Annotated in this window: 14 protein-coding genes; 7 read left to right on the plus strand and 7 right to left on the minus strand. The window is 68.8% G+C overall.

Annotation, left to right across the window (positions count from 1 at the left end; translation table 11 throughout):
• Window positions 1–346: 346 nt before the first annotated feature.
• The 7 genes from nadC to ABD104_RS28440 all read right to left on the minus strand — a co-directional run bounded on the left by nadC (window position 347) and on the right by ABD104_RS28440 (window position 6,799).
• Complete coding sequence (gene nadC / locus ABD104_RS28410; RefSeq protein ID WP_132980720.1) at window positions 347–1,249, minus strand: carboxylating nicotinate-nucleotide diphosphorylase; 903 nt, start codon at window positions 1,247–1,249, stop codon at window positions 347–349.
• Window positions 1,250–1,409: 160 nt separating this feature from the next.
• Complete coding sequence (locus tag ABD104_RS28415; RefSeq protein ID WP_087836871.1) at window positions 1,410–2,339, minus strand: NUDIX hydrolase; 930 nt, start codon at window positions 2,337–2,339, stop codon at window positions 1,410–1,412.
• A 7-nt stretch (window positions 2,340–2,346) separates the two neighbouring features.
• The gene (locus tag ABD104_RS28420) at window positions 2,347–2,568 is read right to left on the minus strand and encodes a hypothetical protein (RefSeq protein WP_087836870.1); all 222 of its coding nucleotides are present in this window, start codon (window positions 2,566–2,568) and stop codon (window positions 2,347–2,349) included.
• A gap of 93 nt (window positions 2,569–2,661) precedes the next feature.
• The gene (locus ABD104_RS28425; RefSeq protein ID WP_343928701.1) at window positions 2,662–4,176 is read right to left on the minus strand and encodes a 3-hydroxyacyl-CoA dehydrogenase; all 1,515 of its coding nucleotides are present in this window, start codon (window positions 4,174–4,176) and stop codon (window positions 2,662–2,664) included.
• Between the two features lie 25 nt (window positions 4,177–4,201).
• A complete protein-coding gene (locus ABD104_RS28430) occupies window positions 4,202–5,353 on the minus strand; it encodes an acyl-CoA dehydrogenase family protein (RefSeq protein ID WP_087836868.1) in 1,152 nt (383 codons plus the stop codon).
• Between the two features lie 11 nt (window positions 5,354–5,364).
• Window positions 5,365–6,006, minus strand: coding sequence for a TetR/AcrR family transcriptional regulator (locus tag ABD104_RS28435; protein ID WP_279820023.1), 642 nt, complete (start codon window positions 6,004–6,006; stop codon window positions 5,365–5,367).
• Between the two features lie 88 nt (window positions 6,007–6,094).
• Window positions 6,095–6,799 carry a riboflavin synthase subunit alpha gene (locus tag ABD104_RS28440; RefSeq protein ID WP_343928702.1) on the minus strand — a complete coding sequence of 235 codons (705 nt, stop codon included), beginning with the start codon at window positions 6,797–6,799 and terminating at the stop codon, window positions 6,095–6,097.
• Between the two features lie 308 nt (window positions 6,800–7,107).
• On the opposite strand from ABD104_RS28440, the gene kdpF reads away from it, so the two are divergent.
• The 7 genes from kdpF (at window position 7,108) to ABD104_RS28475 (ending at window position 16,506) form a co-directional block, all read left to right on the plus strand.
• Window positions 7,108–7,197, plus strand: coding sequence for a K(+)-transporting ATPase subunit F (kdpF, locus tag ABD104_RS28445; RefSeq protein ID WP_132980717.1), 90 nt, complete (start codon window positions 7,108–7,110; stop codon window positions 7,195–7,197).
• Window positions 7,197–8,906 carry a potassium-transporting ATPase subunit KdpA gene (gene kdpA / locus ABD104_RS28450; RefSeq protein ID WP_343928703.1) on the plus strand — a complete coding sequence of 570 codons (1,710 nt, stop codon included), beginning with the start codon at window positions 7,197–7,199 and terminating at the stop codon, window positions 8,904–8,906. The genes kdpF and kdpA overlap by 1 nt, the downstream gene beginning before the upstream one ends.
• A gap of 20 nt (window positions 8,907–8,926) precedes the next feature.
• Entirely contained in the window at window positions 8,927–11,053 is a 2,127-nt protein-coding gene (gene kdpB, locus ABD104_RS28455) for a potassium-transporting ATPase subunit KdpB (protein ID WP_343928704.1), read from the plus strand.
• 23 nt (window positions 11,054–11,076) lie between these two features.
• Window positions 11,077–11,679 (plus strand): potassium-transporting ATPase subunit KdpC, encoded by a 603-nt coding sequence (gene kdpC, locus ABD104_RS28460; RefSeq protein ID WP_343928705.1) that lies wholly within the window; start codon window positions 11,077–11,079, stop codon window positions 11,677–11,679.
• A 27-nt stretch (window positions 11,680–11,706) separates the two neighbouring features.
• Entirely contained in the window at window positions 11,707–14,493 is a 2,787-nt protein-coding gene (locus tag ABD104_RS28465) for a DUF4118 domain-containing protein (RefSeq protein ID WP_343928706.1), read from the plus strand.
• Window positions 14,466–15,158: a two-component system response regulator KdpE gene (gene kdpE / locus ABD104_RS28470; protein ID WP_132980713.1), complete on the plus strand. Its 693-nt coding sequence runs from the start codon at window positions 14,466–14,468 to the stop codon at window positions 15,156–15,158. The genes ABD104_RS28465 and kdpE overlap by 28 nt, the downstream gene beginning before the upstream one ends.
• 133 nt (window positions 15,159–15,291) lie before the next feature.
• Complete coding sequence (locus ABD104_RS28475) at window positions 15,292–16,506, plus strand: GGDEF domain-containing protein (protein WP_132980712.1); 1,215 nt, start codon at window positions 15,292–15,294, stop codon at window positions 16,504–16,506.
• The last annotated feature ends 137 nt before the right edge of the window (window positions 16,507–16,643 follow it).

The raw sequence follows: 16,643 nt of genomic DNA on the forward strand, positions 1-16,643 counted from the left end.
TGTCTTGCTAGCGCTGCGTCATCAGCAGAGAAACGAGATTATGAAGAAGTTTTTTACGTCTGTCAAATCGTCGTTAGCGCTGCCAATTTCGATTCGCTAGACCCTTGCCGCGCCACCACCCTGCCGCAAGGCTCCTTCTTTTGGTCGGCTGATTCGCTGCGCCCGCTTAACGCGTAACCGCCGCTGAAACTGCCTTCCTCACTCTTCGCACTTCCCGCTGCGCTGTTCGCGTTGCGTTGTTTGCGTCGAGAAAGAGACTATAGCACGGTTTTTCTGGCGCGTGCAACTCGCCCCGGGGAACGGGGAAGAAAGCCGCTCCCGCAGCTTCCTTCCCTATATATAGCGACTATGCGGGCGCGTGATCCAGCCCGATGTCCAGCACGCCCACGCTGTGCGTCAGCCAGCCGATCGAGATCAGGTCCACGCCGGTACGGGCCACGGCCGGCGCGGTCTGGGGGGTGATGCGCCCCGAGGCCTCGGTCACCGCGCGGCCGTCCACGCGGCGCACCGCCTCGGCCATGGTCTCGACGCTCATGTTGTCCAGCAGGATGGCGTCCACCTTCAATTCCAGCGCCTCGTCCAGCTGTTCCAGCGTATCGACTTCCAGTTCTATCTTCACCAGGTGCCCCACGCCGGCGCGCGCACGCCGCACGGCTTCGGCGACGCTGCCGGCGATCGCCACATGGTTGTCCTTGATCAGCACCGCGTCGTCCAGGCCGAAGCGATGGTTGGAGCCGCCACCCACGCGGACCGCGTATTTCTGCACGATGCGCATCCCCGGCATGGTCTTGCGCGTGCACACCACGCGCGACCGCGCATCGCCGATGGCATCGACCACCGAGGCCGTCGCCGATGCGATGCCACTCATGTGGCACAGGAAATTGAGCGCGGTGCGCTCGGCCGTCAGCATGGCGCGCGAGTTGCCCTCCACCACCGCGATGACGTCCCCCGGCTGGATACGGCTGCCGTCCGGCTTGCGCACGTCGACACGGATGTCGGGATCGATCAGGCCGAACGCCACGCGCGCCACGTCCATGCCGGCGACCACGCCGGGCTGGCGCGCCACCATGGCCGTACGGCCGCGATGGCCGGCGGGCACGATGGCATTCGTGGTGACGTCGCCGGCGCGGCCCAGGTCTTCCAACAGGGTGGCGCGCACCAGGGGCTCGATCATGACCGAGGGCAGCGGCGCGATGTCCCAGGCCTCGTGGGCACCCCGGGCATGGGCGCTGAGGTTATTTATGCTCATTATGAGTATTTTCCGTTGAAAAAAATCGCGGCTCTAGCCGTGATCCTTATGCTAGATATGAGCATAAGGGCTGTCAATACGTGGAAACCTGAAAGAGACGATCCAGTGGCTTAGGGCCGGTTCCCGCCAAAAGGAGGCGGGCACAGGCCGGGAATGGGCCCTAGTTGCCGCGAACCAGCGGGAGCTTGCTGCCGCTCAGGGCACGCTCCAGCATCACGTCGCCGCGGAAGCGGAAGAGCTTGGCCGGGCGCCCCGGCGTCTCGGTGGACAGCGCGCCGGTTTCCTCGACCAGCTGCTGCTGCTCGATGAAACGGCGGAAGTTCTGCTTGTGCAGCGACCGCCCGGCCAGCGCCTCGACGGCCTGCTGCAATTGCAGCAGCGTGAAGGACGGCGGCATCAGCTCGAACACCACCGGGCGGTATTTGATCTTGGCCCGCAGGCGCGCGATGCCCGTGGCCAGGATGCGGCGGTGGTCGTGTCGCATGGGCTCGCCCAGGTGGGGCAGCCCGGTCCTGCCGGCGCGGCGGATGGCTTCGTGCACCAGCCCCGCCTCGAACAGGAGTTCGTAGCGCTGCAGGACCAGTTCCTCGTTCCAGGCACGGCCGTCCAGGCCGAAACAGACCTCGGCCCGTTGCAGCCGGGCCCGGCGCTGCGCGGCATCGGCGCCCGCCCGGCACCATGCGCGCAGCGCGCCATCGATCAGTTCTCCCAGTTCGGCCGACGGCGCGCGCCTGTCCTCCCAGGGGAAATAGCGGTACCACCCGTGCCAGGCGGCATCGGCGCCGGAAACCGGCCCCTGCCGGGTCAGGGCCAGATAGCTGATGGAAATGACGCGCTGCTCGGTGTTCTGTTCGGTGCGGTCGCGGTCGGCGAAGGTATAGAGCTGCTCGACGTAGCCCAGCGGATGGTGCGTCTGCTCCTCCACCCAGGCCCGCAGGCCGGCCTGCAGCGAGCGGTGGCCGGACTCGAAGGGCCCGGACGGCAGCATGCGTCCATCGTGCGTGGTCAGGACCAGCGGCTCGGCGTCGGTGGCGGCGACGAGCACCGCGACCAGCTCGGCCGCCAGGGGGTGTTGGCTGGCGACAGTCAAGGGCGTCTCATTTCCTGCGCAAGTCGCTCCAGTCCGCGGTGGTGATGGCCAGCACGGCCGCCACCCAGGTCACCATCATCGCCAGCCAGCCGGTATAGCTGGGGTAGCCCCTGGACAGCACATAGGCGCTGCAGCCGATCGCCACCAGCACCAGCCATGGCGCGCGGCGGCGCGCGTAGCTGCTGCGCGTGTCCTCGGGCTGCCGGCGGGGGTCCATGAAGAGTCCCATTACATCCTCCATCAAACAGCGCCGCATTTTAGAAGATATGGCGCCGTCCCCGCCGATCTCTTTCGTGACCGCGCCCGCGCGCGGTGCACGGGGCTAGCGATCGAGCAGCGACATCCCCAGCTGGGCCCGGCGCTGCAGCCACAGGCTGGGCCGATAGCGCATGTCGCCGGTCACGCGCACGATGTTGCGCAGGATCTCGACGATGCGCGGGGCGCCCAGCGCGTCGCCCATGGCCAGCGGCCCCTTGGGATAGCCCAGGCCCAGCGTGACGGCGCGGTCGATGTCCTCGGGCGTGGCAATGCCCTGCTGGGCGATCTCGCAGGCGATGTTGACGATGGTGGCGACGATGCGCTGGGCGACGAAGCCCGGCGAATCCTGGACCAGCGTCACCGGCGCGCCGTCGGAGGCGAAGCGGGCCACGGCGGCGTCCCGCCACGCCTGCGCGGTCAGCGGCGTAGCCATGAGGGTGCGGCGGCGCCCCTCGGGCAGGCCGTGCAGGACGTCCACCGCCACCGTGCGGCGGGCATCCAGGCCCTGGTCGCACGCCGCCGTGGTGGCATCCTCGCCCAGGGGCGTGACCACGATCAAGGCATCGTCGCCGGGACGGTCGCCCTGCTGCACCCGCGCCCCCAGGCGCTCCAGCAGCTCGACCACCACCGCCCGCGCCTCCGGGCGCGCCGGCGATACCCAGACCTCGGGCATCTGCGCGACCGAAGGGGGCGGGACCTCGGGCGCGGCCTGCTTCTTGCCATCGGCATAGGTGTAGAAACCCTGGCCCGTCTTGCGGCCCAGCAGTCCGCCGGCCAGGCGCACCGTGGTCAGCGGCGAGGGGCGGAAACGCGGCTCGTCGAAGAACTGGCGGTAGATGGACTCCATGACCGGATGCGAGACGTCCAGGCCGGTCAGGTCCATCAGCTCGAAGGGCCCCATGCGGAACCCCGCCTGGCCGGTCATGATGGCATCGACCTGGGCGCAATCGGCCACGCCTTCCTGCAGCACCCGCAGCCCTTCGGTATTCAGGCCCCGGCCGGCGTGGTTGACGATGAAGCCGGGCATGTCCTTGGCGCGCACGGGCGTGTGTCCCATGCGGCGGGCCAGTTCGGCCAGCGCGTCGCCCACCTCCGGATCGCTGCGCAGGCCGTCGATGACCTCCACCACCTTCATCAGCGGGACGGGGTTGAAGAAATGGTAGCCCGCCACGCGCGCGGGCAGCCGGCATGCCGCGGCGATCGCGGTGATGGACAGGGACGAGGTGTTCGAGGCCAGGATGCACGTTTCGGCAACGATGTCCTCGAGCTGCCGGAACAGCCCCTGCTTGGCATCCAGCCGTTCCACGATGGCCTCGACCACGAGATCGCAGTCGCGCAACTGCCCCAGGTCCTCGCACAGGGTGAGCGCCTGCAGTGCCGCCTCGGCCCGGGGCGCTTCCAGCTTGCCCTTCTGCACCAGCTTGTCCCAGGTGTCGCGCAGGCTGTCGCGCGCCGACGCGAGCGCCGCCTGGGCGGTGTCGTACAGGTAGACGCGCAGCCCGGCCTGGGCCGCGATCTGGGCGATGCCCCGTCCCATGGCGCCCGCGCCGACTATCCCCACGCTATTGATCCGTGCCATTTATTCCTGCCTCCCTTGGCGGCCCTCAGGCCGTGTGCGCCTTGATGGTTTCGCGCGCGATGACGAGTTGCTGTATTTGCGAGGTTCCCTCGTACAGGCGGAACAGGCGGACGTCGCGATAGAAGCGTTCGACCGCGTATTCGGCAATGTAGCCCGATCCGCCGTGGATCTGCACGGCGCGGTCGGCTGTCCGCCCGACCATTTCGGTGGCGAACAGCTTGCAGCAGGAAGCCTCCAGGGTCGTCGGTTCGCCCCGGTCGCGCTTGCGGGCCGCGTCCAGCACCATGGTCCGGGCGGCATAGGCTTCGGTCTGGCTGTCGGCGATCATGGCCTGGATCAACTGGAAATCGGCGATGGGCTGGCCGAATTGCTTGCGTTCGGTGGCGTAGCGCACGGATTCGGCGATCAACCGTTCGGCCATGCCGACGCAGACGGCCGAGATGTGCAGGCGGCCCTTGTCCAGCACGCGCATGGCGGTGCGAAAGCCGTTGCCCTCTTCCCCGCCCAGCAGGGCACTGGCGGGCACGCGGCAATCGTCGAATACGATGTCGCAGGTCAGCGAGCCGGCCTGGCCCATCTTGCGATCCGGCTTGCCCAGGGTGATGCCGGGCGTGCCGGCCTCGACCAGGAAGCACGAGATCGCACCCGCCCCGCGCCCCTCTCCCGTGCGGGCCATGACGGTATACAGGCCGGCGATGGGGGCGTTGGTGATGAAACGCTTGGTGCCGTTCAGGACGTAATGGTCGCCGTCCCGGCGCGCCGAGGTCCGCAGCGACAGCGCATCCGACCCCGCGTCCGGCTCGGTCAGCGCGAACGAGCCGATCAGTTCGCCGCTGGCCAGGCGCGGCAGGTAGTGCTTGCGCTGCTCGTCGGTACCCGCCAGCACGATGGCCTGCGAACCGATGCCGATATTGGTGCCCGCCAGCGACCGGAAGGCCGGCGACGTGCGGCCCAGCTCCATCGCGATCAACACCTCTTCTTCCATGTTCAGGCCCAGCCCGCCGTATTCGGGCGCGATGGACAGGCCGAACAGGCCCAGCGCCTGCATCTCTTCGCGCACCTGCGGCGGAATCACGCCGGTTTCGGCCACTTCGGCCTCGAGCGGAACCAGGCGCTCGGCCACGAACGTGCGCGTGGCCTCGATCAGCAAATTCAAGGTATCGGCATCCAACGACATGACAGTCCCCATCAGGAAGTGGCCGCCGGCCTGACGCACAGGCCGGCGGATAGAAGTTCGAAATAGTCGAGCGCGATCTGTTCGGCCGTGCTGCCGTGGCCGGGCTTGAACCAGCGCGCCATCCAGTTGAGCAGGGACAGCACGGCGCGTCCCGAGGTCACGATCTGTCCCGGCCGGAATACGCCTTCGCGCGCGCCCTGCTCCAGGATCTGGCGCAGCAGGCGCTCGTAGGCATCGCGCAGCCGCGAGGCGTCGTCGCGGTAGCTGGGGCTCATGCCGCTGAAGCCCACCAGCATGGCGACGAAACTCCAGTAGTTGCGTTCGAGATAGGCCGCGTGCGCCGTCATGAAGACGCGCAGCTTGTCCAGCGGGGCGGGCTGTTCGTTGACCGCCGGCACGACGGCTTCGGTCAGGCCTTGCAGCGCCTGCAGGATGATGGCGTCGTAGATGTCCTGCTTGGTGGCGAAATAGTGGTAGATGGCCGGCTTGGAAACGCCGATGGCGGCGGCCAGTTCGCCGATGGAGCTGCTTTCGTAGCCGCTTTGCGCGAACAGCTTGGCAGCCTCCAGCAGGATGCGTTCGCGCGCGTCGGCCACCACGGGCGGACGGCCCTGGCGGCGCCGGGGAGCGGGGTGGGAAGCGGGTGCGGACATGGCAGGTTTATTTACTTACCGAACGGTAGGTAAATAATACCAGCGGCATGCGAGGCCGCAACTCTCGCAAACCCGGAGCCGGCCCCGGCTACTTCAGCGACTTGGGCGCGGGGAACAGGTCTTCCAGCTCGATCCCGCGTTCTTTCAGCACGGCCTCCAGCAGGGGCTGGAGCTTGCCCAGGCTTTCCTGCACGGTCTCGCGCACGGTATCGACCACCACCTGCGTGCCGCGTTCGATCTCGATGTTGAGCCGGTCGCCCACCTGCTTTTCCTCGAACGTGGTCATGCGCCGCGTCTCGGGAATCAGCCAGATCTCGAACCAGCCCTCGGCCCGGTTGACCTCGGCCACCGTCAGGCTGGCGCCGTTGATGGCGATGTAGCCCTTGGCGAAGACGTATTTGCGAAAGGCCTCGGGAATGGTGAAGCGCATGACGCGGTTCGTGTCCGAGCTGCGGATGCTGGCGATGGTGGTGGTGAAGTCGACGTGGCCGGACAACGGGTGGCCGCCGATCTCGGCCCCGTCCTTGGCGGCGCGTTCGACGTTGATGCGCGACCCCACGCCGTACTCGGACAACGTGGTGATGTTCAGGCTTTGCAGCATGACATCGAACGAGGCGGCGGTGGGACTGGCGATCTCGGTGACCGTCAGGCAGACGCCGTCCACCGAGACGCTGGCGCCTATGGCCAGGTCCTGGCAGAAACCCGGCGGAAACTCGATCGTGAAGGTGCGCAGGCCCTCGCGGTCGTTCATGGCGGCGATCTGGGCGGTGCCCTGGATGATTCCGGTAAACACGATATTCCTCGGCGCGTGGGGATGGCGGTCCCCGCATTGGTCATGGGCGATAGCTTAACGCGCCGCCGACCGCCGCGATTTTTACGCCATTTTTATACCCGTCCGCCCAAGCTATACCCCGTTTTTACGCCCGTCTCCTTACGCTGGCAGGCGTCGGGCATGGGGACGAACAAGCCGCCCCGCCCATCGTGGAGTCCGCATCGGCGGGAAAAAATGGATCTCATCTACCTGTTGGGCCTGGTCGTCATCGCGCGCGCGACCATCGGGCTGATTCAGTTCTGCGCGGCGCTGTCGCAAGGAGAAACGCCATGACCTGGCTGCACCTGGCCGGGGCGGTGGCGGCCGCGGCCCTGTTCGTCTATCTGCTCGTCGCCCTGTTCAAGGCGGAGAAATTCTGATGGATACCAAGCTGCTCCTTCTGCTGGCGCTCTACCTTGCGATCCTTCTGGCGATCGCCCCCTTCCTGGGCCGCTACATCCGTCTTGCCATGGACGCGGGCCCGTCGCGGTGGACCGCCTGGGGCCGCCCCGCCGAACGGGTCATCTACCGGCTTGCCGGCATCGATCCGGCCTTGGAAACCGGCTGGAAGGCCTATGCGGTGGCCGCCGTGGCCTTCAATCTGGTCGGCCTGGCCGCGCTGTATGCGCTGCAACGCGTACAGGGATGGCTGCCGCTGAACCCCGCCGGCCTCGGCGCGGTGGCGCCGGACTCGGCCTTGAACACGGCGGTGAGCTTCGTCACCAACACGAACTGGCAGGGCTACGCGGGCGAGACGACCATGAGCTACCTGACCCAGATGTTGGGTTTGGGCGTGCAGAACTTCGTGTCGGCGGCCACCGGCATCGCCGTGCTGTTCGCGCTGATGCGCGGACTGGCGCGGCACGGCGCGGGCACGGTCGGCAACTTCTGGGCCGACCTGGTGCGCTCGACGCTGTACGTGCTGCTGCCCCTGTCGCTGCTGCTCGCGCTGTTCCTGGTCAGCCAGGGCGTGATCCAGAACTTCGACGCCTACCAGACCGTGCATACGCTGGAGGGCGCGGCGCAGACCTTGCCCATGGGGCCGGTCGCCTCGCAGGGAGCCATCAAGCTGCTGGGCACGAACGGCGGCGGCTTCTTCAACGCGAATTCGGCGCACCCTTTCGAGAACCCCACGGCGGCCAGCAACTTCCTGGAGATGCTGGCGATCTTCCTGATCCCCGCCGCGCTGTGCATGGCGTTCGGGGAACTGGTGGGCAGCCGCGCCCAGGGAGCGGCGATCCTGGCCGCGATGACGGTGCTGTTCGTGCTGTCCGTGCTCGCCACCGGCTACTTCGAACAACAGGCCAACCCCATGCTGGCGCAGCCGGGCATCGACGCCGCGCCCTCCGCGCTGTCGGCCGGCGGGAACATGGAGGGCAAGGAAAGCCGCTTCGGCATCGCCGCCAGCGCCCTGTTCGCGGTGGTCACCACGGCGGCCTCGTGCGGCGCGGTCAACGCCATGCACGATTCGCTGACGGCGATGGGCGGCTTCCCGCCCCTGCTGCTGATGCAACTGGGCGAAGTGGTGTTCGGCGGCGTCGGCTCCGGCCTGTACGGCATGCTGGTCTTCGCCATCACCGGCGTGTTCATCGCCGGCCTGATGATAGGCCGCACGCCCGAATACCTGGGCAAGAAGATCGAAAGCCACGACATGAAGATGGTGGCCATCGTGCTGCTGGCCACGCCGCTGCTGGTGCTGCTGGGCACGGCGGCGGCCGTGTCGCTGCCGGGCGGACAGGCGGGGATATTCAATCCGGGCGCCCACGGCTTCTCGGAAGTGCTGTACGCGCTGTCCTCGGCCGCCAACAACAACGGCAGCGCCTTCGCCGGCCTGTCGGCCAACACCCCCTTCTACAACGTGCTGCTGGCCCTGGCGATGTGGTGCGGCCGCTTCGGGATCATCGTGCCGGTCCTGGCCCTGGCCGGATCGCTGGCCGCCAAGCGGCGCATCCCCGCCGGCCCGGGCACCATGCCCACCACGGGGCCGCTGTTCGTCGTGCTGCTCATGGGCGCCGTGCTGATGGTGGGCGCGCTGACCTACATCCCCGCGCTGGCCCTGGGGCCGGTGGCGGAACACCTGCAACCCTGAACGCCTGGACGGGCATCCTCATGTCTACGCACCTGGAACCTTCCCTTCCCCACCCCGCCGCCGCGGTGCCTGGCCGGCGCGCGCTGTCCGGCATCCCGCTCGGCACGGCCCTGAAAGAGAGCCTGCTCAAGCTGCGGCCTTCGACCCAGGTCCGAAATCCGGTCATGTTCACCGTATACGTGGGCAGCATGCTGACCACCCTGCTGTGGATCGCCGGCCTGTCCGGCCACGCGGATGCCGATACGGGTTTCATGTTCGCCGTCTCCGCATGGTTGTGGTTCACCGTGCTGTTCGCCAACTTCGCCGAGGCGCTGGCCGAGGGACGCGGCAAACAGCAGGCCGCCGCGCTGCGCGGGCTGCGCACCACCGTGATCGCCCGGGTGGTGCAGGGCGTGCCCGCCGATACGCCGGCAACGGCCGAGGCCTATCGCGGCCACGTGACGGAACGCCCGTCGGGCAGCCTGCACAAGGGCGACATCGTGCTGGTCGAGGCGGGCGGCACCATCCCGGGCGACGGCGAGATCATCGCCGGCATCGCCTCGGTGGACGAAAGCGCCATCACCGGAGAATCGGCGCCCGTCATCCGCGAGGCCGGCGGCGACTTCTCGTCGGTGACGGGCGGCACACGCGTGCTGTCGGACTGGATCATCGTGCAGGTGGCGGCCAATCCCGGCGAAAGCTTCCTGGACCGCATGATCGCGATGGTGGAAAGCGCGCGGCGCCAGAAGACCCCGAACGAGATCGCGCTGAACATCCTGCTGGTGGGCCTGACGCTGGTCTTCCTGCTGGTCGTCGCCACGCTGCTTCCCTTCTCGTTCTTCGCCATTTCCGCCGCCGGCCAGGGAACGGTCATCGCGATCACCGCGCTGGTCGCGCTGCTGGTCTGCCTGATCCCGACCACCATCGGCGGCCTGCTCTCGGCGATAGGCGTGGCCGGCATGAGCCGCATGATGCGCGCCAACGTGATCGCCACCTCGGGCCGGGCCGTGGAGGCGGCCGGCGACGTGGACGTGCTGCTGCTGGACAAGACCGGCACCATCACCTTCGGCAACCGCCAGGCCAGCGCCTTCCATCCGGCGCCCGGCGTGGCGGCCGACGTGCTGGCGCGCGCCGCCTGCCTGGCATCGCAGGCCGACGAGACGCCCGAAGGACGCAGCATCGCCGCGCTGGCGGCCCGCCAGTTGGGGCACATGCCAGAAGCGGCCGCCGGCGCCGCATTCGTACCGTTCTCGGCCCATACCCGCATGAGCGGCGTGGACCTGGCGGACCGCCGCATACGCAAGGGCGCGGTCGACGCGATGCAGGGCTGGCTGGCCGGCCAGGGCGCCATGCTGCCCGAGGCCGTCGCGCGCGCGGCGGACGATGCGGGCCGGCGCGGCAGCACGCCGCTGGTGGTGTGCGACGGCCGCGCCGCGCTGGGCGTGGTCGAGCTCAAGGACATCGTCAAGCCCGGCATGCGGGAACGGTTCGGAGAACTGCGCCGCATGGGCATCAAGACGGTGATGATCACCGGTGACAACAAACTCACGGCGGCGGCCATCGCCGCCGAGGCGGGCGTGGACGATTTCCTGGCGCAGGCCACGCCCGAGGCCAAGCTGGCGCTGATCCGCCGCTACCAGGCCGACGGCCGGCTGGTGGCCATGACCGGGGACGGTACCAACGACGCCCCCGCGCTGGCGCAGGCCGACGTGGCGGTGGCGATGAATTCCGGCACCCAGGCCGCCAAGGAAGCCGGCAACATGGTCGACCTGGACTCCGACCCGACCAAGCTGATCGAGGTGGTCGAGACCGGCAAGCAGATGCTGATGACGCGCGGCGCGCTGACCACCTTCAGTATCGCCAACGACGTGGCCAAGTATTTCGCGATCATTCCGGCGGCCTTCGCCGGCGTCTACCCGCAACTGGCCGCGCTGAACGTCATGCGGCTGGCCTCGCCGTCGTCGGCCATCCTGTCGGCCGTGGTCTTCAACGCGCTCATCATCATCGTGCTGATCCCGCTGGCCCTGAAGGGCGTGCGCTACCGGCCGCTGGGCGCGGCCGCGCTGTTGCGCCGCAACCTGCTGGTCTACGGGCTGGGCGGCCTGCTGGTGCCCTTCGCCGGCATCAAGCTGATCGACATGATCCTGGCCGCCACCGGACTGGCCTGACCCACCCGCTTTCGGAGACTCCCATGCCCCCTGATTCCTCTCTCGCCCGGCCACGCGTGCTGCGGCCCGCGCTGGCGGTATTCGCCGCGCTCTCCCTCGTCACCGGCCTGCTCTATCCGCTGGCCACCACCGCCCTCGCCCGGCTGGCCTTTGCGCACCAGGCGGCTGGATCGCCCGTCCAGTCAGGCGAAACGACGGTCGGATCGGCGCTGATCGGGCAGTCGTTCACCTCGCCCCGCTATTTCTGGGGCCGCCCTTCGGCCACCGCCGAACGCCCGTACAACGCGCAAGCCTCGGGCGGTTCCAACCTGGGGCCGCGCAACCCCGACCTGGCGCGCCTGGCGGGCGAACGCGCCGTGGCGCTGCGACAGGCCGACCCCGGCAACGCGGCACCCATCCCGGTCGACCTGGTCGCCGCCTCGGGCAGCGGCCTGGACCCCCACATCAGCGTGGCGGGCGCCCGCTACCAGGCGCCCCGGGTCGCGCGCGAGCGCGGCCTGCCGACGGACGAGGTAGAGCAACTGATCGCCGCGCATACGGAGCGGCCATTCATCGGCATACTGGGCGAACCCGTGGTAAACGTACTCCAGCTCAACCTGGCGCTGGACCGGCTGCCCCGCCCCTGACCCGCCGATCACGCCCCGATCCCATACATGGCATCCGCCGCCCCTGGACGTCCCGATCCCGATACCCTGCTCAGGAACCTCGATGCCGCCGGGCAGCCGGCCGCGCGCGGCCGGCTGCGCATCTATTTCGGCGCCTCGGCCGGCGTCGGCAAGACCTACGCCATGCTGGAAGCCGCGCGTCACCGGATGGAGCAAGGCGCGGACGTGGTGGCCGGCGTCGTCGAAACGCACGGGCGCAAGGAAACCATGGCCCTGCTGGCCGGCATCCCCACGCTGCCCCAGGCCGAGATCCGTTACCGCGAACGGGCGCTGAAGGAATTCGACCTGGACGGCGCCCTGGCCCGGCGGCCCGCCCTGGTGCTGGTGGACGAACTGGCCCACTCGAACGTTCCAGGGTCGCGCCACGACAAGCGCTGGCAGGACGTGCACGAATTGCTCGCGGCCGGCATCGACGTCTGGACCACGCTGAACGTGCAACACCTGGACAGCCTGAACGAGGCGGTGGGCGGCATCACCGGCGTGCGGATACGGGAGACCGTGCCCGACGCCGTGTTCGACGACGCCGACGAGATCATCCTGGTCGACACCTCGGCCGACGAACTGCTGCGCCGCCTGCGCCAGGGCAAGGTCTACCTGCCCGAGCAGGCCCGGCACGCGGCCGGCCACTTCTTCCGCAAGGGCAACCTGATCGCGCTGCGCGAACTGGCCTTGCGGCGCACCGCGGAGCACGTGGACGACGACGTGCAGGCCTACCGGCTGGATCGGTCCATCACCGACATCTGGCGCACGCGCGAAGCGGTCCTGGCCTGCGTCGCCGCCGACGATGCCGGCCACGTGGTGCGCAATGCGCATCGGCTCGCCCAGCAGCTCGATTGCGAACTGCACGTGGTCTCCGTAGAAAGCCTGAGCGTCCAGCCCCAGCCGGCCTCCCGGCACGACTACCTGCGGCGCGTGCTGGCGCATGCCGAGTCGCTGGGCGCGCGCACCGAGGTCCTGGGCGGCACCGACCTGGTCGAGGCCGTGGTGCGCTATGCGCGGCGCCACAACATCACCAAGGTCGTGCTGGGCCGCTCCGCGCCGGGCGGCTTGCGGCGCCTGCGCCTGTCGTTGTCGGGCCTGTTGTCGCGCCTGCTGGCGCCGGGCTGGATCTGGCATCGCCACAGCTTCGCCGACCTGCTGGCGGCCGCCTGCCCGGAAATCGACGTGATCCGCATCGCCGCCCCGCCCCTGCCCGCGCAGGCGCGCGTGGCGGCGCCGCCTGCAGGCGAGCGCGAGCCGCGCGGCGCTTCCCGCCTGCCCGCCTATCTCTGGGCGCTGGCGTATTGCGGCGCCGCGGCCGCGCTGTCCTCGCTGGCCTTCCCGGTGCTGCACCAGACCAACATCGTCATGCTGTTCCTGCTGGCGGTGATCGGAGTGGCGCTTCGCCACGGCCGCGGGCCGGCCGCCCTGGCCTCGCTGGTCAGCGTCGCGCTGTTCGACTTCCTGTTCGTCCAGCCGCTGTGGTCCTTTGCCATTTCCGACATCCAGTACGCGCTGACCTTCCTCGTCCTGCTGGCGGCGGGCCTCGTGGTCGGCCAGTTGACCGCGGGACTGCGCCTGCAGGCCGAGACCTCCGTCCGCCGCGAGGCCGAGGCCCACGGGCTGTACGAATTCGCGCGCGAGCTGTCGTCGGCGCTGCAGCCGGAACAGATCGTCGAGGCCACGTCCTCGTATGTCCGCGCGGCCTTCGACACGCATTGCGTGCTGTACGTCCAGGACACCACCGACCACCTGCGGCCCGCGGCCCCGGCCGATGTCCCGACGGGCCTGGAGCCGGCCCTGGCGCAGTGGGCCTACGACCACGGGCAGCCCGCTGGCGCCGGCACCGCCACGCTGTCCACCAGCGCCTTCTACTACCTGCCCCTGCAGGCATCGATGCGCACGCGCGGCGTGCTGGCGATCGCCTGCGGCGGCCGCCCCGGCCTGGACGACGCGGAAAGCCGCCGGCAGATGGCGGCCTACGGCACGCTGGTGGCCATCGCGCTGGAGCGCCTGCACTATGTGGAAGTCGCCCAGCACGCGCTGTTGAGCGTCGAGTCCGAGAAACTGCGCAACTCGCTGCTGGCGGCCGTCTCGCACGATCTGCGCACGCCCCTGACCAGCCTGGTCGGCACCTCCCAGACTTTGCAGCGCCAGCATCCGGAACTGCCGCAGGCGGTGCTCGAAGCGCTGCACGGGCTGACGGTGCAGGCCCGCCGCATGCACGCGATGGTGGACAACATCCTGGACATGGCCCGGCTGCAAAGCGGCGATGCCCCGCTGCACCGCGAGTGGCAATCCATCGAGGAACTGGTCGGATCGGCGCTGGCCTACATGCGCGATGCGCTCGGCCAGCGGCGCGTGATCGTAGGCAGCCTGTCCGACCTGCCGCTGGTGGAATGCGACGGCGTCCTGATCGAACGCGTACTGTGCAATCTGCTCGAGAACGCCATCAAGTACACCCCCGAGTCCAGCATCATCCGCATCGACACCGAAATCCGCGGTGGCCAGCTTGCCACCCTGGTGACCGACGACGGCCCCGGCGTGCCGCCGGACACCGCCGGACGCATCTTCGACAAATTCGCTCGCGGCGAGCGTGAATCATCCACGCCGGGCGTGGGCCTGGGCCTAGCCGTCTGCCAGGCCATCGTCCGCGCCCATGGCGGCGACATCCGGCTGGAGGCCGCTCCGGACGGGCACGGCGCGCGCTTCGCGTTCACCCTGCCCCTGGGCACGCCGCCGGACATCCATCCTGAACCGGACGCTCCATGTTCGACTACCGACCCAACATCCTGATCATCGAGGACGATGCGGCCATCCGCCGCTTCGTGCGCACCGCCCTGGAAGGCGAAGGCGCCGCGATCTTCGAGGCCGAGACGGTGCAGCGCGGGCTGATCGAGGCCGGAACCCGGCACCCGGACCTCGTCATCCTGGACCTGGGCCTGCCCGATGCCGACGGCATGACCCTGATCCGGGAACTGCGTGGCTGGACCGAGGTGCCGGTGCTGGTGCTGTCCGCCCGCGACGCCGAAGGCGACAAGATCGGCGCGCTGGACGCCGGGGCCGACGACTATCTGAGCAAGCCCTTCGGCGTGGGCGAGCTCCTGGCACGGGTGCGCGTGCTGCTGCGCAGGCATGGCCGGGGGGGAGCCGGCCAGCCCGCGGAAATCCACTTCGGCGAGATCACCCTGGACTTCGCCCGGCGTGCCGTGACCCGCGGCGGCAAGGCCGTCCACCTGACCAACCGCGAGTACCGCCTGCTCGCCACCCTGGCGGCGCACCGCGGCAAGGTCATGACGCACCGCGAGCTTCTGCGCGAGGTCTGGGGACCGGCCTACGTCGGCAACAATCACTACCTGCGCATCTACATGGGCCACCTCAGGCAGAAGCTCGAGGCCGATCCCGCCCAGCCCGTCTATCTGCTGACGGAGGTCGGCGTCGGCTACCGTTTCGCGGGTTGAACCTCACGGCCACGACGCGCGCGCAAAGGTGAACGATTCTTTACAAGCAGTTTCATTCCTGGGCGGCCCTTTCTAAGATACGGCTACCTGTTCCCGGCAAGGCTTCATGGCCGGGTCGTTCAGGAGTATCAAATTGGACTCATCCCTGCCTCTTACCGCCAGCCAGGCCCTGGCGCTGGGCAATCCCGCCATGTGCCTGCTGTTCGCGCTGGGCTTCGCCTGCCTGTGGGCCCACGAGCGGGCTCGCGCCTATCTGCTGCTGTACGCGGCCGCTTTCGCCGTCTACGCCGCCGGTACCCTGTTGCGCATCTTCGACCAGGCCGACGTGACGGGCGACGACCTGGCCGCCGCCGTCCTCTACGTGGGCAGCGCGCTGCTGCTCGCCCGCGGCCTGCTTTCGCGCTGCGGCATCGATGCCGAAGGCTCGCCGCTGGGCGCGCTGGGCATCGCCGTCCTGGTCCTGCTGCTGCATTTCCACATCATGCAGAACGATGTCCCCGCGTTCGCCTATACGCTGGGCGTCGGCCTGGGCGCGCTGCTGCTCCTGGCATGGATGCGGCTGGGTGCGCTGCGCCGCGGCGGCACCGCCGACCAGGTCCTGTACTGGATGCTTCCGCTCGTTTCCGCCTGCCTGTTCCTGGGCATTTCCTGGGCCGCCGGCTCGGTCGCGCCCCGGGCCGGGGAATTCGTGCAACCGAATGCCTGGCTGCGGGCGCTTCCGCCCGCCGGCCTCGTCCTGGTGCTGGGCGGCTCGCTCTTCGCCAGCGCGCTGTCCGACGTCATCACGCCGCTCAAGCACGAACGCATCACCGACCCGCTCACCCAGTTGAAGAACCGCCGCAATTTCGAAGACCTGAGTCTCGAGCGCCTGCAGCGGCATCCGGAGTATCCGTTCAGCCTGGTGCTGCTGGACCTGGACACCTTCAAGGCCATCAACGACACCTATGGCCACGCCGCCGGCGACGCGACGCTGGCCGAAATCGGCCGGATCATCCGCGACTGCACCCGCACCGGCGACATGGCCTGGCGCCTGGGCGGCGACGAATTCGCGATATTGATGCCCGGCACGCCGGCGGCCGGCGCGGTCCAGGTTGCCGAGCGCATACGCGCGCAACTGGCCCTGACGCGCCTGGAAATGCCAAGAGGCGACTTCGCCGTGACGGCCAGCTTCGGCATCGCCCAGTCCCGGGTGGACGAGCCGCTGTACGAGCTTTTCGCCCGCACCGACGTCCTGCTGTATGCCGCCAAGCGGCAGGGACGCGATCGGATCGCCTGTGCCCCCGGACAGGAACGGGGCGACGCCCGCGACGCCATGGCGCGCGAGGGCGAGGAAATGCTCTCGCTCTAGTCTGCGCTTCGCCAGCCTGCGGACCATCCGATTGTTGGCGGAACTGGAAAAGTCATTTCCAGATCTTCGATATTTAAAAGGATTCTTGCGCGCCCATCTTCAAAGCACGGCGGTTGACATGATGTCCAGCCGCCCGA

It is taken from the genome of Pigmentiphaga daeguensis (assembly GCF_039523035.1).
Classification (GTDB): Bacteria; Pseudomonadota; Gammaproteobacteria; order Burkholderiales; family Burkholderiaceae_B; genus Pigmentiphaga; species Pigmentiphaga daeguensis.